We start from the raw sequence: 23,419 nt of genomic DNA, 5'->3' as shown, positions 1-23,419 counted from the left end.
TCAATCCTCCAAAATTTGTCCTAAGCGATTTAGTATATTATCATCGTATAGTTGTTCACCAATATTATCACCACTAAGCATATTTAAAATATCATTTACTTGGCGTTCCTGAAAAATTAATTCTTCAGTTTTAATTCGTGATTCTATTTTATCTTCAACTGTTTCAAAGTGGTCATTGGAATGAGGAAATGAAATAAATGGTAACTTGATAATTAATTGCATAGCGATAAAATAAGCATCATCAAAAAACATATTATTTTCAAATTTGTCAAATAAACTATTGTTTTCAGAATCCTCAGATTGAATATACCCCAGTAAAAACTGGGTATTGGGCTCAATTTTACTGAGTCCATCTTCAGTATAGAAGATAACATATTTTCTGAAATAGTACTCATCCTCTTCTATAGTCATAATTTTATTCAAATACTCTTTATAAACTTCCTGAATATTTTCTACTTTAATCAAAACAAATAAGGAAGTATTCTTTTTGACTTTATCATCATCTAATTTTTGAAATTCCGAAATCAAACAATCTAATTTATTACTCTTAAAAAAATCTTTCAATTCTTCAATTTTAAAATGTTCAAATATATAAAACTCATAATCATTTTCGAAAATTTCCAAAGAGGATTTCTCACTTAGAACGTAACCCTCCGGTTCCAGCATCGTATGTAAAAAATCATTCATATTGCTCTCCTTTTAATTTCTCTACCGTTTTTTCAATATCAATAAATTCAAGGTAATTTGAAAATAGATTATCACGTTTAGTAGGTTGCTGAGTATACGATAAACTCAATTCATTATCTAAACACCCCTGATTAAAAAGAGGGGAATTTATTCTCCCGTTAATCAGATAATCTACATCAAAACTAGCTTTCAAAAACTGCCTGTTATTTCTAATACTTTGAACTAGTTCTCCTACTTCCCCATTTTTACATTTCTTATTAATTAGGCTCAAACGGTAGCTTGACTTCGTTGATTTATATCTTACCTCAGAAATATCAAAAAATTCCGGTTTAATTTCCTTATAAAATTCATAAAATATTTCTTCAAAAATATCTTCATCAAGCAATGAATCAATCAAATGAATTTCTTTCAGTGCCTCTATACTTTTTTGAGGATGTAAATCAATAATAAATGCTTCAAATTCTTCATGGGGCAAATTTAAAATTTCAACAAACAAACTCTCGTTAACGTTACCGTCAATATTTTTATTCCAATAAATCTCAAATAAAGATTTTGCCCTATGAATCGCCTGCTGTTCTCGTTTTTTAGTAGAAGTAACAATTTCGTAAATCTCTGAAAATAAAATTACTGGATTTGAATTTCCTCCAGCTTCATGTGCTTCCCTTATTTTGATACACAGTAAATCTTTCAGTTCAAATAAAGTTTCCTTAATATGTTCATCATCATCTTCAAGACTAGGAGCATATTTTGAAAGAACACTTTTTATTTCCATCTTACAAAAATTATCTATTTTAGATTCATTATCGTTACTCAATTCACAATACTTGTTACCCTCTGGATATTGATACAACTCGACCTTACAATCATTTAGAATATATTTAGGTTTATATGGTAATTCGTTAAATTTCTCTTCTGGTAAATCAAATCCAATTACTTCACAAATTGTATGTAGGTATCTAGAATTTTCAGCCACACCAGTAATATTAAATCCTTCTAAAACATCCTTGTAAGCATTTAGATTTTTTGACGTTGTTTTCGCCTTAACTTGATGTCTTGAAATAACCGTGTTGTTCTGGACAATATCTACATCTTCACCATCTTCTTTTTCAAATTGCACAGAGAAATTAGAATAATTTTCATCTTTTTGAAGCAACTCCTTCAGTTCCTTCAAAGCAAGAAAAATACCAACTTGACCTTGATGATTATAACCACTCCAACTAGATGTCGCATTATTTTTTTTACCTGCCACTCGCAGTACTCTCCTTTAAATTCATCTCCCTCAACCGCTCATTCCCCACCTTCATCGTCTCTTACTCAACTTTACTCCATTTTCCTAAGAGACACTCTTGTAGCACTTCTCCTGCGGAACTTTCATCAGTTTCAGAATCATAGATGCAACTCCTATCTCTTTGGTAAATCTGAATACGGTCAAAAATTTTATCACTTTCTAACTCCCTTAGGTTTTCAACCAAATTCTCAACAATCCCATCATGGTGTTCTTTTGGGGTTGATTTGGCCTGATTGGGATCTATGGCATAAAGTTCTTTGTAACGAATCAGAGTGCTGAGATAGGGCAATTCTGGTTTGATACCAATCACAGCTAAGAAAATTTGATATCCTTCAGAAGCTAATAATTGAGCAGTCTAACGAGGAACTTGAGTGGTACGCAAAGTCCCTTCAATTAACAAATTGGTAGCCTTGCGTACTGAGTTCATCAACCAGATGTTCTACCATCTTTCCTGCAAACGCCTTGATATAGTCTACGCTGTCTTTGTCATATTTTTCTTGCAAGGCTAGGTAATTTGGGTGTTGAGAACGGTAGCTGTCACCATCGATGATAATGATATTGCCTTGAATTTCTTTTTGCTTGATGCGATGAACAGCCGTCTTACCTGCTCCGTTTTGTGCACCAAGCAGAATGGCTTTCAGTTGGTCCGGAATAGTTCGCTGTAAGGCCTTATGAAACTAAGCCTCACTAAATTCTTCCAGTCTCATAAAGCCACCACCCGATGATGCACCATGTCTAACATCCACTCGATACCGTCTAAATAGCCATTGTAACGCTCTATTTCATCGAATGTATCAACAAGGTAAATTTTCGTATGGATCAATTCAGCCAAATCATCACTCATCAAAATCCAAAGATTGGTTTCATCATAAAAAGCGATAGCCTGCTATCCTGGTATTTATAAAGCTGTGATAGAATGGGTGCTCCACGTTCTTTTATCACTTCTACTTTTAAAGTCAGTTGATAATCTTCAACAGGTATTAGCATCTTATCCTCCCCTACAATATCGACATAAGAGACATTAAATTTTTGACAAATACGATCTATGAGTTCTGTTGAAACTTTACTAGTTCCATTTTCATAACGACTTAAGCTATTGCGTGATATACAAACCATTTTCGCAAATTCTGGCTGTGTTAAATCGCGTGTCTGGCGTGGTGATTTGATATTGTCTCAGATCATTGATAAAGACCTCATCATATTGCTTTCATTATACCATAAAAAAACCACATCTAGGAGATGTTCTACTTTAGTTAGCTCACTATCTGACATCTCTGATAATCGATGAATCACTCATTTAAATTGATTCTGATTCTGTATTTTCTTTTGAAAAAATTTCATTGTCTTCTCCTTGTATAATGAACACATAGTAATTAGTGTTCTTTTTTCTTTTTACTATATAATACTCATAGGCTTGTGGATTGGTTCTATCTCCTGTATTTCGCAATTTAAAATTGAGCCACTGTCATCTTTGAATTATCTTTTATCCATTGTTCTGTTTCGTTCATTCTGTAAGAAGGACCGACCATATTTACAACATGTGATTTATGAGTCAAACGGTCGGTTAAGACAGCTGTTAGGACTGGATCATGAAATATTTCTTGCCATTTTAAAAACGACAAATTACTCGTGATAATGGTAGATTTTCTTCCCGCTCGCAAAGATAGATGTGAAAATAATAATTCCGCCCCTTCTTTGTCGAAAGAGATATACCCAAGTTCATCAATAATGACGAGATTGTAGTTTTCAAATTTTTAATTCGAATGACCGTAAGGTTCTTTCTGATCGATGTTCTTTCAACTGATTGATGTGGGAAGGGACTGTCGCAAAAAAGACGCGATAGCCCGCTAAACTAGCCTCCATCCCTAATCCTATTGCTATATGTGATTTTCCAGTACCTGGCGATCCAGTTAAAATCACATTTTGTCTCTCTTTAATAAAATCTAACGATTTAAGCTGGGATAACTTTTGCTGTACTTGTTCTGGTAAAGCCTCTATGACTAACTCTTCTAACAATTTCTTTTGTGGAAAGTTAGCGATACGTATTCGATTTTGTTTTGACAGAATAAAGCGGTCATCCTTTTCCTGTTCTAAGACTTGAAGAAGAACCGTAAAGGCTTCGGTTGGATTACGAAATGTTCCTTCTTCTTGTTCCATTTTCCGAATACTGGGTAATCGTAATTCTCTACATAACTCAATTAATCGTTCTTTCTTATCCACAGTGAATGACCTCCTTATCTGCTTGATGAAACAGACTCGCATAAGCTTTCAAATTGCTTTCCCACTGATGGACACCCCAATTACGTTTATGTGTTGCGATTATTTCTCCGTCAATAAACAGCTTAACCTGATCGGCACTTAGTTTTACGATGATATATTTTCCAATATGACCTTCTGGTACAGAGTAATGATTCTGCTTAATGACAACCGTACTGTATTTATCTACTCGACATTCCAATATTTCAGAAACATCGAAAGGAGCGATCATGGTAGGACCAATCCTTTCTTTTTCTGTCTGCATCAATTTCAGGTGAGAAGCCTTGTGTTCGTGATGCAAGCGTTGATTGAGTTTCTCTAATTCATTGTTGAGATGAGTTTCAGCCTCTTCTAAACTGGAAAAGCGATAAGTTGAGGCAAACGCCTTACGACGTATAAACTCAACACTACGTTCCTCATGTCCCTTTTCATTCCCTTTTCGTGGTTCACATAAACGAATTTTAAATTGATAGTCATTAGATAAATAAATCATGCTGTCTGTAATGGTTTTCTCTGTTCCAATAAAGCTTTTAACAACCGTTCTCATATTATCGTAAGTCAAGACCGAAGGGATAAAGCCGATGTGACTAATAAATTTTGTGTGAACGTCTAACACAGAAATTTGGGATTCTGATTGATAAATTCTAGCGAAACGGTAATTACTGTGCCCCAAAGTAAATACAGCCAAAGAAAATGTTTTTAGCTTGTCATCGATAAATAATTTTATCTCTTCCCAATCAAATTCAACCTCATATCCTGGTTCCGCATGGCGTCGGATAAATACTTCTTTTGTTTTTGCCACCTCATCGTTAATGAAGTTTCTAACGGTTGTATAACTAATAGAATGGCCACACTCGAGCAGTTTCTCATGCATGTCTCAATCTCCATTTGTTGTTTAGCCATGCCGTGACCATTTTTCCACTCATTTTCTTTAATAAAATCACGTAACATCCCTTCAATTGATTGTGATAATACTCTTCGTCTACCGACTCATTTTTTATAAGTTGGTAGTTTTGCGATATCCTCAGCGATAGGAAGATTACGCACACCTTCATACTTGCTTCTTTCATATTCCTTGATATATTTATCAACCGTATTCCTAGATTTCTTCGTGACTAAAGCAATTTTTCTTTTGCTTAGCCCATCAAGGTAGAGCTTTATAATCATTTGTTTTTCTTTCAATTCAATCCCTCCTGATATTCCACCTATTTATTATTCACTAGGGTTATTTTCTATCAAAAGTGGCTCAGTTTTCAATTAATATAGTGGCTCACTTTTAAGTTAATATATACAGATTTCGTATGTGATTTTAAATTCCATGTTCATCATCCTTTCCTTATTTGGTTACACTATATATCACTCTAAAACCACATAATAGCAAGTCATTTCTATATGAAAATAGCGAGTTATAAGACCCGACAAGTCATTTTTCTATTGAGTGTACCGGGGAAATTCGTAGCCTTCCTGATTGGTCAATATCTTTTCACCAGTTTCAAGATTAATGACTCTGATGCATCGAATTTCGCCCTTTTCGTTGTGACCGCCATCGGCTTTTTCAATCCATGTCTGATCCTCTAAAAAGTCACTGGTGAATTTCTTGAACTGCTCATCTGTGAGATTCACTTCCCGGATAACGGTATAGTCTGAACCTACAACACCTTTTCTTTTTGCAGCTTTCGTTGCTTCTCGCAGCTCCTTAACGTTATAAAACTTTCGACCAAATAATGCCTTCATTTAAAGCATCTCCTGTAGTTTTGTTACTACATATATCACTCAACTGGGCTGTAATAGCAAGAAAAATCGTACATTTTAGGGCCGAAAAATGGGCTTAAATCAACGTTTTAAGCGCCCAAAATTCAGCAAAATCGGATACTATGAAACGAAACAAAATAGCCACACAACCCGTAAACTCTTTAATATCAAGGCTTACAAGGCTATGTGGCACTTATTTGATGCTATCGGGGGTATCCCCCTATCGAATTATGCGATTTTTCACGCAAGACCCTGGCGCGTTCACCATTTTGAGATCTTGTAGAGATTAGACTACCCCTGGGGGGTTAGTCTACATTCTTTACCAGTTGTTTTATGTATGGTAACATTTCTTCTATCTTCTCCACAATACGTTTTTGTTCTGCGAGTGGAGGGAGAGGTACAACAAGCTCTTTCATCGTTGCTAATGAAACATTCTTTATTGTTGTTCCAGTTGCTTTCTTAATTGCATAATCTAAAAAGTATTTTGTCTTAATAACCCAATATAAATAGTACTTAAAATCTTCATTGATAAGGTTAAAATAACAAGCACTTTTACCGAGGATTACTTTTTCACCAGCATAGAAAGCTACATTACCAATTGTTCCATTAATTGACACAAGCACAGTGTTGTCATTCAATTCTCTTTTATGCTTTAAAAATTGTTCTTCGTCAACTTTTTTAGTATTGTCTTTTATCTCAATTACTCCATTATTTAAGTTGTTTCCATTAATAAAGTAATAACTTCCTCTATCATCATATACTGGTGTCCCATGAATTCCATCACCCAAAACAGAAACTATATTTCCCAACCTAACCCACTTCCAATTCTCCGGAATATCAAATGGGATCTCATCTTCAGTGATCTCGGGAAGTGTCTTGGTCTTTTTAATCTTGCCTTCCTTAATGAGCTTTTTCTTTTCTACTTGAATCTGCTTATAAAGGTCTTCTGCCGTTCCATCTTCTTCTCGCTGCTCTACCAGCTTGCCTTGGATGGCATATTGTAAAATAGACTTTTGCATATCTTCCGGGAACTTTTTATTCAGCTTTTCCACTTCAGAATAGGCTACATCGTATTTATCTACATAAGGCATCAGTTCTTCGATCTTTGCTACGATGCGCTTTTGTTCTTCTAGTGGGGGAGGGGAATCAACAGATTATTTAAACTAGTACTATTTAGAGTCTTTCCTTTTATTGCACCTTTTGTTTCTCCATAAGTAGAAAGCAATGGTAACATAGTGAATAGATAATTTCGAATTGATTCCTCTAAATCTGCATATGGATATATTGATATTATTGCTTCATTGTGTACGGCATCAATATCTAAAATACTTACTCTTCCAACTGTTAATTTAAAACTCATTAGTAGCGTTCCCTTGGGAACCAAAGACATCTTAAACTTTTCGTTTAAAGCAATCTCACTTATTTTCTCTTTTGTCTCAAGAATGTATCCATCAGATATCATATCAGCTATAGATACCCAATTATAATCATCCTTCCAGTATTTCGGTTCGCTTCTAGGCGGAGTTTTCCCCATATTGAAGTTAACCATTTCACCGAATCGTACCCACTCCCAACTCTTAGGAATATCAAACGGAATCTCGTCTTCTTTGATATCCGGTAGTGCTTTCTGCTTTTTAATCTTACCTTCTTTAATCAGCTGTTTCTTCTCAGCTTCAATTTTTTCCAATAGTTCCTTTGCAGTACCTTCTTCTTCCCGCTGTTCCACCAGTTTTCCTTGTATGGCGAGTTGAAGAATGCTATTTTTCAAGTCCTGTCCTGTCATTCAGCCTTACCTCCAAGCATAGAAGTAATCTGTTCTAATACATGATCAATTTCTGCATTTAGTGATGCTCGCTTCTCCTGGTATTCTTGAATCAAATCCATGGGTTCAAGAATCACTTCTTCCTCATGAGGGAATCCACACAGATCAATGTTGTAGCTTCTTTCTATGATTTCATCGATGGTATATCTCTTCGCTTTTGGGAATCCATCTGCTTCGATTTCTTCCCGGTTCTCCCACCAGTTAAGGGCATCATTGAAATGTTCCAACTTCATCGGTCTTGTCTTTGAAAAGTTCTTATACCCTTCAGGCATATCCACACGATAGAACCAGGTTTCCTTGGTCGGTTCTGTATTATCAAAGAACAGGATATTCGTTCTTATGGATGTATAAGGGGCAAAGACGCTGTGGGGCATTCTAATCACTGTGTGGACATTGAATTCGCCGAACAGCTTTTTCTTGATATTATACTTTCCATTATCTGTACCAAACAGAAAACCATCTGGCAGAATCACTGCTGCACGACCATTTTTCTTTAATCTGTACATAATCACATTCATAAACAGGTCAGCAGTTTCTGAGCTTCTCAGTTCCGTTGGGAAGTTGACTTTCACGCTGTCCTTCTCACTTCCGCCATAAGGTGGGTTCATAAGAACCACATCAAAAGGTTCCATTTTCCTTAATTCCTTGTAGTCTGTCTCTAGTGCATTACCATGTAGGATGTTTGGATCATCGATATCATGGATCAGCATATTGGTGACACAAAGCATATGGGGAAGAGACTTCTTCTCAATGCCATATACAGACTTGTTGTAGATTTCTCTATTTTCCAGGGAATTGCCCACCTGCTTATCCAGTTCATTTAATGCAGAAGTCAAGAAACCACCTGTACCACAGGCAAAATCTGCAATTTTATCACCCAGGACAGGTTTTACTACTTTAACCATAAAATCAGTTACTGCTCTTGGTGTATAAAACTCACCTGCATTACCAGCACTTTGAAGATCTTTTAAGAACGACTCATAGATAACACCAAACTCATGGCGCTCCTTGTATTCGGTAAAGTCAATCTCGTCAATGATATTAACCACTTGTCTGAGAAGCACTCCATCTTTCTGATAGTTGTTGGCATCCTCAAAGGCATAACGGACAATAACTTGATTCATAGGTGTGGTTTCGTCAATTTCTAAATCCTTAAGCGTTGGGAACAGTGTATTGTTGACAAAGTCAAGAAGGGCATCCCCTGTAAGTGCCTCTCCATCTTTTCTATCTACTGCCCAATCTCTCCACTTAAGACCTTCTGGGATGATGGAAGTGTAATTGTCATTTAACAGTTCCCATGTTTCTTCTTTCGCATCATATATTTTCAGAAACAGAATCCACACGATCTGTTCAATTCTCTGCGCGTCACCATTGACACCCGAGTCATTTCGCATCACATCTTGGATTCGTTTCACAAAGTTACTAATCGCCATTTTATCTACCTGCCTTCTCTAGATCTATGCATAATAAATTTCTTTTTTCAGTTCCTGCACTGCCTTTAGATAAGCTTCCTTACCCCCAAAGGCTTTGACTATTTTCATAGGGCTGCCAATCTTCTGGAACTCCTTCAGCTGAAGTACTTTCGCATCTTCAATCTCCTTGATGCCATCATTGGCATACTTATCAAGTAGGGCTTCAATAACCTCTTTGGCTACATCTGAGTATTTATATAGATAATGTCTTTTCTTCACATTCTCTGCCCGTTCCTTCTTGGTCAGTGGCGCTTTATCATAGGCTATGTGACAGATGAGGTCAAAGTCATCCAGCTCCGTTTTGCCCAATTCTTCACGAACTGCTTCAAGTAGCACTCCATCGTCCTGCAGCTCATCAATGATGGCTTGTTTCTTCTCGGCTTCTGTCCAGGTACGCAGGAACTCATCCAGCCTTGAATACTGCTGAAGAATATTCTTCTTGGTGTAGTCAATAAGGCTTTCAGTAATGAGCTTTCCGTCTTTATCCACGTACTGAACTCTTTCAGAAAGAACACTAACAGTGACATCACCTACGTAATACTTTCTAGGCTTATCTTCACCTTCATCATCAAAAGGCGGTGTGTCACCTGTTCCATATTCACCATCGTCTTCTTTAACACCATCAGTACCTGTATCTTCTCCAGTACCTTCTTCACCTTCATCTGTTGGTGTATCTGGTTCATCCACTGGATCATCTCCACCAAGGTCAATAACCACTTCTGGCTTGCCATCAAAGGCAGGATCAGCAAAGAGTCTGCTGGCGTTTCTAAAGTCCATGATGGTGAAGTAGGTCTTGCCATAATCTTCAAGAAGGCGTGTTCCTCGACCGATGATCTGCTTGAATTCGGTCATGCTGTTGATGTTATTCTCCAGCACAATGAGTTTACACATCTTGGCATCCACACCTGTGGTCATGAGTTTACTTGTCACTGCAATAACCGGATAGGTACTTTCTTCATCAATGAAGTTCTCAAGCTGTGCTTTGCCTATATCGTTATCACCGGTAATGCGCATGATGTAGCGGTCATTTTCAGCATAGAGATCTTTGTTCTCATTAATCAAAGCTTGACGCATTCGTTCTGCGTGTTCTATGTCCACACAAAAGACAATAGTCTTGCTGAACCGATCGGTCTTTTTTAAGAACTCTGTGATTTTGGATGCTACCACTCTTGTTCTATCATCAATAACCAGGTTTCTGTCGTAGTCCTTGGCATTATATTCCCGATCCTCAATTTCATAGCCGTATTTATCCACTTTACCCGCTTCTGGGCGATAGCCCTCAAGGTCTTTATCCAAACCAATACGAATCACTTTATAAGGCGCAAGGAAACCATCATCGATCCCCTGCTTTAAGGAATACTCATATATTGGCTCTCCAAAATAGCTGAAGCTGGAAGCTTCCTTGGTTTCAATCGGAGTAGCGGTACATCCCACATGGGTAGCTTCAGAAAAATAATCTAAAATCTTTCTCCATGCTGATTCTTCTTTGGCACTTCCTCTATGGCACTCATCGATGACAATAAGGTCAAAGAAGTTCGGTTGAAACTGACGAAAGGCTTCTTCGCCATCATCGCCGGCAAGTTGTTGATACAAAGCCATATAAATTTCATAGGAGCTATCAAGATTTCTATTTTGCACCTTGGTCATCTTTCCACTAAAGGGTTTAAAATCACCGGTAATGGTTTGATCTACAAGGACATTACGGTCTGCCAAAAAGAGAATCTTCTTCTTCAAGCCAGACTTCCATAAACGATAGATAATCTGAAAGGTCATAAAGGTTTTACCGGTACCTGTGGCGCTGACCACAAGGACTCGATTTCGCCCCTTGGCAACCGCATCAACGGTTCTATTGATTGCCACACGCTGATAGTAGCGAGGGGTTTTATAATTGGGTATGTAATAATAAGGCTCTAGCATGACTTTTTCCTCAGCCTCGTCAAACCCCTTATCAATTCTGTATCTTTGGTACAGTGCTTCTGGTGATGGGAACTCTTCTAATTTCAATTCCTTCACTTCACCTGTAATGAGGTTCTGTTCCACAAAGCCATCTCCATTTGAAGCATAGACATAAGGAACATCCAGCGCCTTGGCATAATCAATGGCTTGCTGAAGACCAGCACCTACAGGCTGTGTATTGTCTTTTGCTTCCACAATGGCTAGTGGGAAGTTGTTTTTATAGGACAGGAGGTAGTCAGCACTTTTCTTTCTGCCTCTTGCCGTAATATTTCCACGCAAAATAATACGCCCTGCTGTAAAAGCGTACTCCATCCGTATTTGCTTGTTATCCCATCCCGCATTCTGTATAGCAGGTGTGATATACCTTAATTTGATATCTTCTTCAGACAAATGGCTTTTCCCCATGAACGTTCGCCCCCTTCATTTTATTTAAACAATGTCAATCGAATTTAAACTCCATGATGTCACCGATATTACATTGGAGGCATTTACAGATTTTGTACAGGCTCTCCATGCTCACCGATTCTCCTTTACCGAGGCGGGCGATGATATTATAGGTAATGCCGGCTTTATCCTTCAAATCAGTTTTGTTCATCTTCTTGTCGATCAATAGTTTCCATAGGTTATCATAGCTAATCACCATGAATCGCACACCTCCAAGGATGTAAAATATAGTTAAGAATAGTATAACACATTACTAAACGAAATAGAAAGAAAACCTTACATTATTGAAAGGTCTATGTATAAACACCATTTAGGATAAGGAAAACTATTTTATTAACTTACCACGTTTTCGTCATTACCCCTATCAACTCAGTAAGCGTCCTATATCAGATTATCTATCAAATTGAGTTATGTAGGGAATTACGATTACCCAGTATTCGGAAAATGGTACAAGAAGAAGGAACATTTCGTAATCCAACCGACGCCTTTACGGTTCTTCTTCAAGTCTTAGAACAGGAAAAGGATGACCGCTTTATTCGGTCAAAACAAAATCGAATACGTATCGCTAACTTTCCACAAAAGAAATTGTTAGAAGAGTTAGTCATAGAGGCTTTACCAGAACAAGCACAGCAAAAGTTACCTCATCTTAAATCGTTAGATTTTATTAAAGAGGGACAAAATGTGATTTTAACTGGATCGCCAGGTACTGGAAAATCACATATAGCGATAGGATTAGGGATGGAAGCTTGTTTAGCGGGCTATCGCGTCTTTTTTGCGACAGTCCCTTCCCTCATCAATCAGTTGAAAGAACATCGATCAGAAAGAACCTTACGGTCATTCGGATTAAAATTTAAAAACTACGATCTCGTCATTATTGATGAACTTGGGTATATCTCTTTCGACAAAGAATAGGCGGAATTATTATTTTCACATCTATCTTTGCGAGCGGGAAGAAAATCTACCATTATCACGAGTAATTTGTCGTTTTTAAAAAGGCAGGAAATATTTCATGATCCAGTCCTAACAGCTGCATTAACCGACCGTTTGACTCATAAATCACATGTTGTAAATATGGTCGGTCCTTCTTACAGAATGAAAGAAACAGAACAATAGATAAAAGATAATTCAAAGATGACAGTGGCTCACTTTTAACTTGCGAAATACATTACTATGATTTTCGGCAACATATAGTAGCTGAAACGGTCTCCGTCCCGATTATAAAAATAATCAAATTCCACTTCTCACACCTCCTCTCTTTTTAATTTTTTACACAAGAAAAGACGATAGATGTTTTATTTTCTATCGTCTTATATCCTCAATATCTAATTTTATTTAGCTCGACAAGTTGGTTTTTAAGCTTTAGTTATCGGAATCCATAGCTCCATTTTATAGTCTTTGCTTTGCATATCACCCTCATAGTAGTATTCAAAGTCAGGCTTTCCTGAATGAACATAGCCATGCTCAGGAAAGAATACTTCCATTGCATATTTCCACCCGTTATGAATACAATCCGGAACACTTCCTGTTAACTCTACAACGGCATATTCCGCTTCTTCAAATTCTAAAACATCCAAGCCCATGCCTGTTGCTTTGTCTACATCATTAACAATATAGCCTGCCATATAGTTTATTGTATTGGTATCTAAAACATCATAATTATCAAGGTCTAAAATATCATGACAAACGCCTACACTTTTACCGCTTCCCAAACTCACAAGCTCATCGTGGCTATATTTTTCATATAGCTTATCCCAAACACTCGGACATAATGATGAATTGATGTTTTGTTCATTGATTCCTGCAACTGTAAATGCTTTTTTCTTTTGAATTGTAATATTCATGCTTCTTCCTCCTCTTACACTTAGTGCTAATTGCACCCGTGAAACTAATTTAAATGGTTTCCCGTTTCTCACCTCTGAAGGAGTAAATCCATGAAAATTCTTAAAAGCATTTCCAAATGAATCCGATGACTCGTATCTGAATTTGAAAGCAACATCAATAATCTTTTCATCCGTATCTCTTAATATAACGGCTGCTTCCGTTAATCTTCTACTTCTTAAATATTCTGAGAGCGTTGTTTCAGTCAGAATAGAAAACAAGCGACTGAACATTGAATACGAATATCCTGATAACTGAGTTACTTTCTTTTCATCAATCTCATCATCAAGAACTGTTTCAAGGTAATCAATCGTTTTGTTAAACGACTTGATAATATTCATTTCGATTCCTCCTTTCTTTCGGTTTATTTTAATATAGAGGAAATTTTCTTTTCTTACCCTACAGTATTCGTACAAGTTTTATAGCTTTCATCTCTTAGAAACCTATAGTTCGCTAAGCTCGGTAAACTGGGATTTGTCAGACACTAAAGTTTACAAACCATAACATAGTCCTCTTCATTTTCACGAACAACTTCAAAGCCTACCTTTTTATACATACTCACTGCATAGTTTATCTTTTGAACAGATAATGACACTTGCTTATATTCTCTCTCTTTCAAAGTCAAAAGAATTTGTTTCATAAGCTCTGTTCCAATACCGAAATTTCTATATTCCTTGAGAAGTGAAATAGACAGAGATGGCGTTGACTCATCAACATAACCATAATCCTTGATGATACGAGTCCATACCGCTCCAATTACCTTTCCACCAACTTCCGCAACATGACATATATCATCTTTCTTTCCAAAATTCGCAATATATATCTGTAAGTCGGGAAGCTCTATAATATCTTTAGAGGGAGCTTGTACTCCTTCCGGAATAAAAATAGCCTCATATAAGAATGTATCCAATAACTTAATTTCGTCCTGTCTTAATTCTCTAATAATATACTCCATGTTTATCTCCGATCTATATTCTGTAAAATTATTTATTTTAATAAACCGGTAGTAATTCCACACATACTATATCTCCTTACTTTTCAAGTTAGCTCCAAAACTTCTAATTTGTCTACACCGCTTTAATCTTCTCATTTATCAATTCAATAAATACTATCACAGTTGCTCCTATCATCGGAAGCCCATAAGGAATAAATAGGAAACCGATGACCAAGCCCGATATACCTATTCCAACTTCTCCTTGAATGAAAGATGCTAACGCCCCAAATATGCAGAATACCATAACAGTATACAGTAATGCTGTTCCTATACCAAGCAGAAATGTCAGAAAAGCAGTCAAAATTGATAGGACAAGACTAATAGGAAATAAGATAATTTTTAATATCCATCGCATACACTACCTCTTTTTTCTCTTTGGCTTATGTGCTGCTTACAACCATTATTTTAGTCGATAGTGGCTCTAAGCAATACTACACACTCGATGTGGCTTGAATGGTCATTATGGATACATTTTGAGGTTTTAGTGAAGTCTCGTATGTGGGAATATTTTAATAAATGCTGATAATATTAATGCCTTAAAGCCGTAATAGGTATTACGTAAACATCATCATCTCTTTTATAAGCAAAAGAGGCTTTGGCGCATAATACCATCATAAATGAGGGGTTGGACATGTTTTTTATATCTATTATAGATGCTAAATCTTTTAAAGTTTCAGAACCTATCTCAATTAACTTATCTCCACCAAGTTTAATTTCAACTAGACCATAATCTCGGTTTCTTAGATGAATCACTGCATCTTCTTACGAGTATAAGAGCCTATCAATGGTTTAAAAAATGAAATGTTTAGAAACTATATCTTCGGTAAAATCCAAAGTTGTTTTATTTCCATGAGAATAAAATTTTCCAACCCAGGTTCCAACAATATTTTCAATTTCTATTGTTAAAGTCCCCACACTTGCATTTCAAAAAATCTGTAAGTTCAACATGTGGTTGAATTCTTTTTTTTAATAATCTCTACAAATTTATTTTCATCTATAATATTTGAAAACGTCATCAAAGTATCCCTTTAATGGTCTAACTCCTTAATTCTGGAGCAATCAATTTAAGTGGATTAGTTCATCATTGGGTAGTTTCTAAATATAAAAACTTATACAGTTCCAATTTAGACAAATTATTTAGTCATGTTATTTTATTGCCTGTCTTGGAATATAGATTCTAGATTTCTTTTTACTAAATTAAGGAGTTCGTCTGTTAGTTTTTCAATATTATCAGCTAATATCAAACCATGAGGGTACTTGAAATTATCATTCCATATATAGTTGAAGGTTTTTGTATCAATCTTATTGATTTTTCCGATTTGAATTGCAAATATTTCTACATCTGTTTCTATGAGTTTTTTTACTATATCTTTTGTTGCACCTGGAAATGTTGAAGCCCCATCGGTTATTTCAAATATTATCTTATATTCATTTTTGTTTTTGATTTGTAACTCTTGTTTAGAACTAATGCCCTCATATATTTCTCTAAGGCAAGAAGCATCATCTGTCGTTCCTAAGTTGCCATCTACTTTTGTTATAGAAGATATGATTTTGCTTTTTTCTAAATCTTTAGTATCTTCAAAGTTTTTTACCTTATAGTGGTCTTGGCCGAAAAACCATGTTTCCGTTACTAATTCTATTTTTTGATTAGTTTTTTGGGCCTCTATTTGTAGGTATCGGTTAAAATCAGATATAGATAAAAGGGTTGCTGCCAAAGTTTTTCTAGTTGCATCTATTTTTTCTTTATCCATAGAGCCTGAATTATCTATTAAAAAAGAAATCTCTATTTTATTTGGCAACAAATTATTTTGAGCCTCTAGAAAATTTTTGTCAAATATTTTAAGTTCCTTATAGTTTCCTTTTTGCTCTGCCTCAATAAAATTCGGATAGCTATAGATAAGGTCATTTACATTTAGCTTCCCTTTTGCCTGTCTGTTTTTTTCTATATTTACTTCTTTTTTGTAAGAGCCGATAAGTTTTTTCCAAAAATCTTTCATTGCTTCTCTTTGAGCTTTTGTTTGGTTTAGATAATAATTATATAAATCAAGTTCTTCCCTACTTATGCCATAAAATTCCGTTTTTTTATCACTAGAATCTTCTGTATAAGAAGCATTGGTATTTTCTTGATCTAGAATTTCTTTTAGACTTTCCTCCACGTCCTTTCTAGTAGATTCCAATTTATCTTTGGCTGTTTGTTCATTACTTTCTTCAAAAACCTTTTCGCTATCACCACTACTATCCTTAGTTTCCATTGAGTCAACTTCTTCTAACCAAAATTTTTTGAAAGTAGGATAGATAAATGATTTGATTAAGGGATCTCTTTTTGTTATACCTTGGTCTTGGTTTATTTGTTTGATCAGTTCTTTATTTAAAAATGTATATATGGACTTAGACAATATCTTTGTATCGAATCTGGACTCAATTTGATTTTTAAAACTATCTTCATCCTTATAAATTTCCCACAATAAAAAACTTTTTGAAAATCCATGATGAGATAAAGATAAAAATATCTCTTTTTTATCATTTCTTTTCTTCATGTATTCAATAATTTTCCCTTTTTCTTCTTCATCTCTGTATATAGGACATGTTTCCAATACTCGTAGATATGAAAAATATTTATCCATCTGGAATAAAAAATCAAGAATTTCTCTTTTCACATAATCTCTAACAAAAGTTATTTCTAGCTTATTATCGTAAGATGAAATTTGATTTATTTTTTTATAAATATAATAAGTAATTTCATCAATTTCTGCTTTCCAAGTCACTTCCCTATTTAAATAATAATTAGCATTTTTTATCCAGTCTGGATATAGGGATAATTCATAATATATGTGCCATAAAATCTCATTATTATCTAAGTCAGCTTCTAAAAAGCTAGACAGAGGGAGGTACAAGATATTTTCCTTTGCTCTTAATACAAATCTTTCCAAATTTTTAGAGCCAATATATCTGAGGCTTGGTTCTCTTGTAAAAGTAGTGAGGGCTTGCCTATGATCTTCTAAAAATACTTCTAGATTTTCTTCCGCTTCTTTTTTTAATTTTTCTTCGTTAAGAGAGTTTCTATCTATATTAAACATCATAATCTCCTATGGCTAATAAGATCAATATTTCTGAGCTTTTCAATGGAATCTAGCCTATCTATTTTTAAAATCTGAAAATCACCATTTAAATCTATAGTAAAGTAATTTGAAGAGCTTAAAGCTATCACATTTACATAATATCTATCAGAAGTGCTGAATTCTTGATTTAAAGTCCATTTTCCCATGTTTTCTTCTAGTAAGTACAGATAAAAATCATCAGTCAAAACTATAGCACTGCCCTTTTTACTTTCAATATTATAGATATTGCCCTTAAAATTTTGATTTTCTAAATTAAGTATTTTTTCAGAATCTAAGTCATATAGGAAGAAATTTTTCTTATCTCCTAAACCTAGACAAATATTCTTTTCTAATTTTTTGTTTTCAAGACTGGTCAAATAATTTATTGGACTATCTAGGGTTTTTATTTTTTTATCAATTATTAGCTCATCTTCCTTATATTTTGCCAAAAGAAGTTCACCGCGGTTGCTTCCTAAGCCAAGGTATGAATCATTAATTTTAGCTAAGGAGTTAACTTCTTGAGCTGTTTTTGATAAGTCTATACGTTTTTTTATCTCAAAGCTTAAATTCATAGGATCAATTTTTAATACTAAAAATTCGTTTGCCCCTATTTGACACAAAAATTTGTTTTCTTCTATTTTTATAACATTTTCAAAACCTTGATTAATTTTTCCTAGCTTATATTTTTTTAAATTTTTAATATTTTCAATAATACCTTCGAAATCATTTGATTGAAACATAAAAATATCACCTGTAACAGCAAATAGCAAAATTTTATCTAGGCTAAGAGCAGACATATATACTATCAATTTGTTAAAATTTTTGATAGGTTGACTCAATTCTATTTTATAATTATCTTCTGAAATTCTAATAAATTGCACTTTTTGAGCTGCACTTGCTAGTATAAATATATTTTGATCTATACATAAGTAACTTTTAAGATAAGTACTTAATTTAAAAGTCCCGCTAGCTTTAACAGGTATTTCATCTACTTTTGTTGGATAAATCTCGGGTGCAAGTTGTCTATAATATGGCAATAGCTCTTTTAGAATTTTGCTTTCTCGCTTCTCTAATTCTAATAATTTTTCCTCAAAATTTTCATCAAGCTGACCTTTTTCTAGAGTTTTGTTTAAATCTTCTCTTAGTTTTATTAAACTTTCCTTATATTTATCTATATTTTCTGAAAATTTCATTTTCTATTATTTTCCATATCTTTTAAATAATCTAAGAGATATTTTGAATGCTCTAACTGATTTAGTCTTTGGTCAAGCTGCTGATATTCTTCTAGAGAAATTTTATTTTCTTCTTTAGCATAGTCTTTTAAAAAATCTGGAAGTTTTTTTCTTTCTGGTGCCGGTCCAAATATAATTTTAATTATGTCTAGATAGCTTAGACTTTCAATTTCGCCACGTATATATTGATAAGGTCTAGTCCTTATATCTTCGTATTCTTGAACAACTTTTCCAAGATTTTCATTATTAATATTCCAACCCTCTGATTCTTTAAAAAAACCAAATCTCACCGCTTGTGATAGTATATAGGCCTGATCTTTTGGATTGGTTATTGAACTTATAAAACCGTCCCACAAGGCTAAACTCAAATCTTTTTCCTCGCCTAAATTCCAATTATCTAAAATTCTTAGAATATTTCTCAATGATAGAACTGATTCTTTAAGTTCAGGATTATTTTCCGACGCATTTTCTTCTCCGTTTTTAACCCACTTACCCATAAAAACTTCTTGACTTACTTTAGATAATTGAGCTAGTCTAAAGATTTCTTCTAAAGTCCTTGTAGGTGTTGGAATTTGTAAATTGCCTTTATTATCTAAAAGTCTTACCAACATAATTCTAAATAGTTCATTATCTTGAGGATTTTGCTGATTTTTTAATGAACCAACAGTATTTTGATTAACATAATTATATTCTATAGTTAAAAAACGGGATTTAAAAGCTGGATTTAATTCATTGGTTCCTTCATAACTTACTAGGTCTGTTGACAAATTGCCTGTGCCGATTAAACCAAAACCTCTATTTATTTTGACAGGGCCAATGCCTGTAACATAAGCTCTAGATCCGAATTTACTTTGTAATATATCATTAAGGCCGATCAAATTTTGCATAGCAATGGTATTTAGCTCATCAATTATAACAGGTCTACCATTTTTTACTGCTAATAAAATTTCTCTTTCTATTTTCTTAACAACGGTACCATAAACATTATTCCTAGCTATGAATATTTCTGAAACACTATCCCAAACCTTACTTTTTATTATTTCTTGTTTCTCTGGCTCGATACTTTCTATTTCTCTTTCATGAGATTTTAGCCAAATAAAATATTGATCTACAACTTCATCTATTAATTCTAAAGTACTTACGTTAGCAGACGATTTCTCTAGAGACAATGTTTTTTCTACAAACATATCTTCATAGGTCAAATTATATGAACCTGATATAAAGTATGGGTATATTTTGTCTAATTCTTCCTGATTTCCCTCTTTAAGTAGGTTTTTATAATGATTTCTCTTGGTATTATTTATTTCAGCAAATTTTTCTATTGCTTCATCTTCGCTAGCACTTTGATTTTTTAAAAACCATTTTTCCATTTCTTCTTCTAATTCATCTTGAATTAGTCTCTCTAAGGTAAATTCAATTGCAGCTTCTCTTGCTATTTGAGTTTTTCCACTACCTAAGTGGCCTATTATATAAACAGGAGTAGATTGTTTTAAGGCTTCTTTTATTTTTCTTTTAGCTTCAATTACATAGGATACCTCAACAAGATTTTGATTATATCCTGTTTTTATATCATTAATCAGTTGTCTATGATAATAATATCTCCAGGCATCAGGAGAATTGTTTATTATTTCCCTAAGTTCTTTTGAATAAGAATTAATCTTATCTACCCTATATCTAGTAGCTTCGTTGCTCCCATAAAAATTGCTGTTATAATATTTTTGATTTCTTTTTCTTTTCTAGTTCTAAAAAAAATTTCTCATAACTTATCAAATTTTCTAGTTCTTCTATTAATTTTTTTTGCTTATCTTCTTCCTTTTTTAAATATGTTCTATATTCTTTTATTATTGAATTTTCCGACTTTGATTCTTCTCTTTTGTTTTCTTTTTTTCTAAATCTTTTATAAAATTCACCTAGATATTTCAAGTCATTTTCTTCATTTGCCCTAGCTTCGCTTCTTAAAATATCTTCATATATGGATTCTATTTCTTCTAAAGTAGGCACAGCTTGATTATTTAAATTATTATTCATTTTTTGTCTCCTTAGTAAAAATAATGGGACGATATATTATCGCCCCAAATTTTTTATAAATTATTAAATAATATTAAATTCTTTTAGCATCTCTTCCACATCTGTACCTTTGATTAGTTTTGCAACTTTCATTTTTTGTAATGGTGAAAGTGGAAGGTCTGGTTTTTTGCCATCTGATAGGGCAACCATTCCATTTAGAAGATATCTTAGGTCATATCTTGAGGCATATACTTCTGGGACAGCTTTTTCTACGCCACAAAGTACATAAACAGCTTCCATTGCAGTTCTTCCAGAATATTCCGTAGTGAATACAGTATCTCTTCCTGGATCATCTAAAGTTTCTGCAAATTGTCCAAGAAATGCAAAGTTTACTCCACCTTTTGGAACAACTAGTGGTCTATCACCAAATTTTCTTGGCATAAATTGAGATGTGATATAAGGCATCATAACAGGAACTGCGCTGCAAGTTTCAGCAAGTGCATCAATTTCATTTACAGGAACACCAATGTGGTATAACCATTCTTTTGTAATTTCCTTACCAGTACAATCTCTCATTTTCTTCTTGATATAGTCACCTTCAACATCTGTAAATAAACCGTAAACCCAAACACAAACATCGTTTTCTGGTTGCTCTGGATATTGGCCTTGTCTATTAATTGTCCAGCTCATTAACCAGCTTGAATCAACACATGTTACAATACCACCAGTTACAGTTTTACCACCATATGGGCTTCTCTTTGTGATTTTTTCAATATATTTTGGTACTGATTCATCGTGACAAGTGACTGTACATGATTCCCAGTTACTCTTTTCAACATCAGAGCAGAATACCTCAGGCTTTCCAAAATCGTCTGATTTTTTAGCAATGTTTTTCCACATTTCCCAGCAACCAGTTTGTTCATCACTAAGTTCTGCTGGTGTATTGTCATCACCATAACTTGAATTTTCTGTCATAGATCCATTTGTAATAAATAATAGATCGTTTTCAGTTAATTCAATTGACTTATCATTTCCAATTTTATCTTCAGCGATAATTTTTGTTGCAACTTTTTTATTTTCTGAAATATCAAAGTCTACATCAACCACCTTGGTGTTGTATTGGAAATTGCATCCGTGATTTTCAAGGTATCTAACCATTGGTTTTACAATTGAATTGTATTGGTCATATCTTGTAAATCTAAGGGCTGATAGGTCTGTAAGACCTCCTACGTGATGGATGAAACGGTTTAGGTATAGTTTCATTTCTAGAGCAGAATGCCAGTTTTCAAAGGCAAACATTGTTCTCCAAAGTGTCCAGAAGTCTGAATTTAAAAGTCCATCTGAGAAAATATCTTCGATTGCCTTATCTTCAAGAAGTTCGTCTTTAGTCATACATAGATCTGCAATTTCTTTAACTTGTTTTTGAGTTAGATTGAATTTGCCATCGTCATAACGTTCACCTTGTTTATGAGTGATACGACAATTACTATAGTTTGGATCGTCGTAGTTAGTATAGAAGTAATCATCTAAAACACTCATTTCTGGGTTTTCTAGACTTGGTATAGAGCTCCAAATATCCCATAGACATTCAAAGTGTGCACCAGTTTCTCTACCACCACGGGCAACATAACCTCTTGTATCCATGTATTCACCGTCAAGTGAACCACCAGGTATATCTAATTGTTCTAAGAAAGTAATTTTATTGCCTTCCATATGAGCATCTCTAATTAAGAAACAAGCTGCAGTTAGTGAAGCAATACCTGTTCCTATTAAGTAAGCAGATTTTTCTTCAATTCCTTCAGGCTTTCTAGCCTTAACTAATCTTTGAAAATCACCATTAGTAAGTTTTAATCTTTTATCATAAGTTTTAAGTTCCATAACTTTTCCTTTCATAACTAAACATAATCATCTTACATTTATATTATGTCTTGAAAAGAGAAAAAATTCATTTACCAAAACTAGTTTTTTGTCCAAAGTTTACTCAATCTCTATACTTTGGGTAACCTTTTCCAGGTTTTCACTCCTTTTTAATGACAATAAAATATTACCATCCAGTAATTTACCTATCCTATTAGCAATCACTACCGGATCAGTTTTCATATTTGTAGCTATCCATTGTATTAGTGCGCTACTTAAGGCGCACTGATAAAAATAAGAAATGAGATTAATATCAATATCTTTTGCCCTGGTTTCCTTTGATATGTGACTAACATACTTACTCATTACTTCACCCGCCATAGAAAAAACATATTTTTCTACTTCAGCTTTATAATCTGATTGATACATATGTCTTATAGCTTTTTCATTATCCAAGATAAATTTTGCAGCCAAAATAAAACTATCCTCCCAAGAGAAATGTTCGTTAAATTCCTCGATAACAATATCAAGCTCAGATTCAAATATTTCTCTTATTAATTGTTCCAAATTTTCATAATGATAATAGAAGGTTTTTCTTTCTATCTGACATTTTTGAGCTAACTCGGTAACAGTTATGTTATCAAGTTTTTTTCATCTAAAAGTTTCATAAATTCTT

The 23,419-nt window shown here is 34.2% G+C and carries 22 protein-coding genes and 3 pseudogenes; 1 reads left to right on the top strand and 24 read right to left on the bottom strand.

Annotated features, from left to right (window positions below; genetic code table 11):
• The 14 genes and pseudogenes from LB888_RS06550 to LB888_RS06485 form a co-directional block, all read right to left on the bottom strand.
• Complete coding sequence (locus tag LB888_RS06550; protein WP_318752311.1) at positions 1–687, bottom strand: ABC-three component system middle component 1; 687 nt, start codon at positions 685–687, stop codon at positions 1–3.
• Positions 680–1,936 carry an ABC-three component system protein gene (locus tag LB888_RS06545; RefSeq protein ID WP_318752310.1) on the bottom strand — a complete coding sequence of 419 codons (1,257 nt, stop codon included), beginning with the start codon at positions 1,934–1,936 and terminating at the stop codon, positions 680–682. Before LB888_RS06545 ends, LB888_RS06550 begins: the two co-directional genes overlap by 8 nt.
• Positions 1,937–1,997: 61 nt before the next feature.
• Positions 1,998–2,628: pseudogene (locus tag LB888_RS06540) on the bottom strand (zeta toxin family protein).
• A 50-nt stretch (positions 2,629–2,678) separates the two neighbouring features.
• Positions 2,679–3,142, bottom strand: a pseudogene (locus LB888_RS06535) (helix-turn-helix domain-containing protein).
• Positions 3,143–3,423: 281 nt separating this feature from the next.
• Entirely contained in the window at positions 3,424–3,705 is a 282-nt protein-coding gene (locus LB888_RS06530; RefSeq protein WP_318753961.1) for an ATP-binding protein, read from the bottom strand.
• 16 nt (positions 3,706–3,721) lie between these two features.
• Positions 3,722–4,195 (bottom strand): ATP-binding protein, encoded by a 474-nt coding sequence (locus LB888_RS06525; protein WP_318752309.1) that lies wholly within the window; start codon positions 4,193–4,195, stop codon positions 3,722–3,724.
• The gene (gene istA, locus LB888_RS06520) at positions 4,188–5,105 is read right to left on the bottom strand and encodes an IS21 family transposase (RefSeq protein WP_318752308.1); all 918 of its coding nucleotides are present in this window, start codon (positions 5,103–5,105) and stop codon (positions 4,188–4,190) included. The genes LB888_RS06525 and istA overlap by 8 nt, the downstream gene beginning before the upstream one ends.
• A 116-nt stretch (positions 5,106–5,221) precedes the next feature.
• Entirely contained in the window at positions 5,222–5,413 is a 192-nt protein-coding gene (locus LB888_RS06515; RefSeq protein ID WP_318752307.1) for a helix-turn-helix domain-containing protein, read from the bottom strand.
• 249 nt (positions 5,414–5,662) lie between these two features.
• The gene (locus LB888_RS06510; RefSeq protein ID WP_318752306.1) at positions 5,663–5,965 is read right to left on the bottom strand and encodes a hypothetical protein; all 303 of its coding nucleotides are present in this window, start codon (positions 5,963–5,965) and stop codon (positions 5,663–5,665) included.
• A 323-nt stretch (positions 5,966–6,288) separates the two neighbouring features.
• Positions 6,289–7,074, bottom strand: coding sequence for a restriction endonuclease subunit S (locus LB888_RS06505; RefSeq protein WP_318752305.1), 786 nt, complete (start codon positions 7,072–7,074; stop codon positions 6,289–6,291).
• 38 nt (positions 7,075–7,112) lie between these two features.
• Positions 7,113–7,766 (bottom strand): restriction endonuclease subunit S, encoded by a 654-nt coding sequence (locus LB888_RS06500; RefSeq protein WP_318752304.1) that lies wholly within the window; start codon positions 7,764–7,766, stop codon positions 7,113–7,115.
• Positions 7,763–9,238: a class I SAM-dependent DNA methyltransferase gene (locus LB888_RS06495; protein WP_318752303.1), complete on the bottom strand. Its 1,476-nt coding sequence runs from the start codon at positions 9,236–9,238 to the stop codon at positions 7,763–7,765. The genes LB888_RS06500 and LB888_RS06495 overlap by 4 nt, the downstream gene beginning before the upstream one ends.
• A 24-nt stretch (positions 9,239–9,262) precedes the next feature.
• On the bottom strand, positions 9,263–11,638 hold the full coding sequence (hsdR, locus tag LB888_RS06490) for an EcoAI/FtnUII family type I restriction enzme subunit R (protein ID WP_318752302.1): 2,376 nt from the start codon (positions 11,636–11,638) through the stop codon (positions 9,263–9,265).
• Positions 11,639–11,672: 34 nt separating this feature from the next.
• A complete protein-coding gene (locus tag LB888_RS06485) occupies positions 11,673–11,876 on the bottom strand; it encodes a helix-turn-helix transcriptional regulator (RefSeq protein WP_318752301.1) in 204 nt (67 codons plus the stop codon).
• A gap of 116 nt (positions 11,877–11,992) precedes the next feature.
• On the opposite strand from LB888_RS06485, the pseudogene istB reads away from it, so the two are divergent.
• Positions 11,993–12,790, top strand: a pseudogene (istB, locus tag LB888_RS06480) (IS21-like element helper ATPase IstB).
• Positions 12,791–13,029: 239 nt separating this feature from the next.
• Here the strand turns inward: istB and LB888_RS06475 are convergent.
• From LB888_RS06475 to LB888_RS06430, 10 genes are all read right to left on the bottom strand, one after another.
• A complete protein-coding gene (locus LB888_RS06475; RefSeq protein WP_318752300.1) occupies positions 13,030–13,896 on the bottom strand; it encodes an AraC family transcriptional regulator in 867 nt (288 codons plus the stop codon).
• 143 nt (positions 13,897–14,039) lie between these two features.
• On the bottom strand, positions 14,040–14,510 hold the full coding sequence (locus LB888_RS06470) for a GNAT family N-acetyltransferase (protein WP_318752299.1): 471 nt from the start codon (positions 14,508–14,510) through the stop codon (positions 14,040–14,042).
• Positions 14,511–14,622: 112 nt separating this feature from the next.
• Positions 14,623–14,904 carry a CD1845 family protein gene (locus LB888_RS06465; RefSeq protein ID WP_318752298.1) on the bottom strand — a complete coding sequence of 94 codons (282 nt, stop codon included), beginning with the start codon at positions 14,902–14,904 and terminating at the stop codon, positions 14,623–14,625.
• Between the two features lie 173 nt (positions 14,905–15,077).
• Positions 15,078–15,302 (bottom strand): hypothetical protein, encoded by a 225-nt coding sequence (locus LB888_RS06460; RefSeq protein WP_318752297.1) that lies wholly within the window; start codon positions 15,300–15,302, stop codon positions 15,078–15,080.
• 398 nt (positions 15,303–15,700) lie between these two features.
• Positions 15,701–17,626 (bottom strand): VWA domain-containing protein, encoded by a 1,926-nt coding sequence (locus LB888_RS06455; protein WP_318752296.1) that lies wholly within the window; start codon positions 17,624–17,626, stop codon positions 15,701–15,703.
• Positions 17,626–18,840: a hypothetical protein gene (locus LB888_RS06450; protein WP_318752295.1), complete on the bottom strand. Its 1,215-nt coding sequence runs from the start codon at positions 18,838–18,840 to the stop codon at positions 17,626–17,628. The genes LB888_RS06455 and LB888_RS06450 overlap by 1 nt, the downstream gene beginning before the upstream one ends.
• Positions 18,837–20,249 carry a hypothetical protein gene (locus tag LB888_RS06445; RefSeq protein ID WP_318752294.1) on the bottom strand — a complete coding sequence of 471 codons (1,413 nt, stop codon included), beginning with the start codon at positions 20,247–20,249 and terminating at the stop codon, positions 18,837–18,839. The genes LB888_RS06450 and LB888_RS06445 overlap by 4 nt, the downstream gene beginning before the upstream one ends.
• A 337-nt stretch (positions 20,250–20,586) precedes the next feature.
• Positions 20,587–20,907: a hypothetical protein gene (locus LB888_RS06440; RefSeq protein WP_318752293.1), complete on the bottom strand. Its 321-nt coding sequence runs from the start codon at positions 20,905–20,907 to the stop codon at positions 20,587–20,589.
• 63 nt (positions 20,908–20,970) lie between these two features.
• On the bottom strand, positions 20,971–22,764 hold the full coding sequence (locus tag LB888_RS06435) for an oleate hydratase (RefSeq protein WP_318752292.1): 1,794 nt from the start codon (positions 22,762–22,764) through the stop codon (positions 20,971–20,973).
• A gap of 99 nt (positions 22,765–22,863) precedes the next feature.
• On the bottom strand, positions 22,864–23,310 hold the full coding sequence (locus LB888_RS06430; RefSeq protein ID WP_318752291.1) for a TetR-like C-terminal domain-containing protein: 447 nt from the start codon (positions 23,308–23,310) through the stop codon (positions 22,864–22,866).
• Between the last annotated feature and the right edge of the window lie 109 nt (positions 23,311–23,419).

The organism is Globicatella sp. PHS-GS-PNBC-21-1553 (assembly GCF_033564055.1).
GTDB classification, from domain to species: domain Bacteria; phylum Bacillota; class Bacilli; order Lactobacillales; family Aerococcaceae; genus Globicatella; species Globicatella sulfidifaciens.
This window is presented reverse-complemented; position numbering and strand designations above follow the sequence as displayed.

Coding starts and splice junctions, on each gene's coding strand:
- LB888_RS06550 (WP_318752311.1), bottom strand. CDS start 687: ATGAATGATTTTTTACATACGATGCTGGAACCGGAGGGTTACGTTCTA.
- LB888_RS06485 (WP_318752301.1), bottom strand. CDS start 11,876: ATGGTGATTAGCTATGATAACCTATGGAAACTATTGATCGACAAGAAG.
- LB888_RS06470 (WP_318752299.1), bottom strand. CDS start 14,510: ATGGAGTATATTATTAGAGAATTAAGACAGGACGAAATTAAGTTATTG.
- LB888_RS06500 (WP_318752304.1), bottom strand. CDS start 7,766: ATGACAGGACAGGACTTGAAAAATAGCATTCTTCAACTCGCCATACAA.
- LB888_RS06450 (WP_318752295.1), bottom strand. CDS start 18,840: ATGAAATTTTCAGAAAATATAGATAAATATAAGGAAAGTTTAATAAAA.
- hsdR (WP_318752302.1), bottom strand. CDS start 11,638: ATGGGGAAAAGCCATTTGTCTGAAGAAGATATCAAATTAAGGTATATC.
- LB888_RS06505 (WP_318752305.1), bottom strand. CDS start 7,074: ATGCCTTATGTAGATAAATACGATGTAGCCTATTCTGAAGTGGAAAAG.
- istA (WP_318752308.1), bottom strand. CDS start 5,105: ATGCATGAGAAACTGCTCGAGTGTGGCCATTCTATTAGTTATACAACC.
- LB888_RS06475 (WP_318752300.1), bottom strand. CDS start 13,896: ATGAATATTATCAAGTCGTTTAACAAAACGATTGATTACCTTGAAACA.
- LB888_RS06510 (WP_318752306.1), bottom strand. CDS start 5,965: ATGAAGGCATTATTTGGTCGAAAGTTTTATAACGTTAAGGAGCTGCGA.
- LB888_RS06440 (WP_318752293.1), bottom strand. CDS start 20,907: ATGAATAATAATTTAAATAATCAAGCTGTGCCTACTTTAGAAGAAATA.
- LB888_RS06445 (WP_318752294.1), bottom strand. CDS start 20,249: ATGGAAAAATGGTTTTTAAAAAATCAAAGTGCTAGCGAAGATGAAGCA.
- LB888_RS06465 (WP_318752298.1), bottom strand. CDS start 14,904: ATGCGATGGATATTAAAAATTATCTTATTTCCTATTAGTCTTGTCCTA.
- LB888_RS06495 (WP_318752303.1), bottom strand. CDS start 9,238: ATGGCGATTAGTAACTTTGTGAAACGAATCCAAGATGTGATGCGAAAT.
- LB888_RS06455 (WP_318752296.1), bottom strand. CDS start 17,626: ATGTTTAATATAGATAGAAACTCTCTTAACGAAGAAAAATTAAAAAAA.
- LB888_RS06435 (WP_318752292.1), bottom strand. CDS start 22,764: ATGGAACTTAAAACTTATGATAAAAGATTAAAACTTACTAATGGTGAT.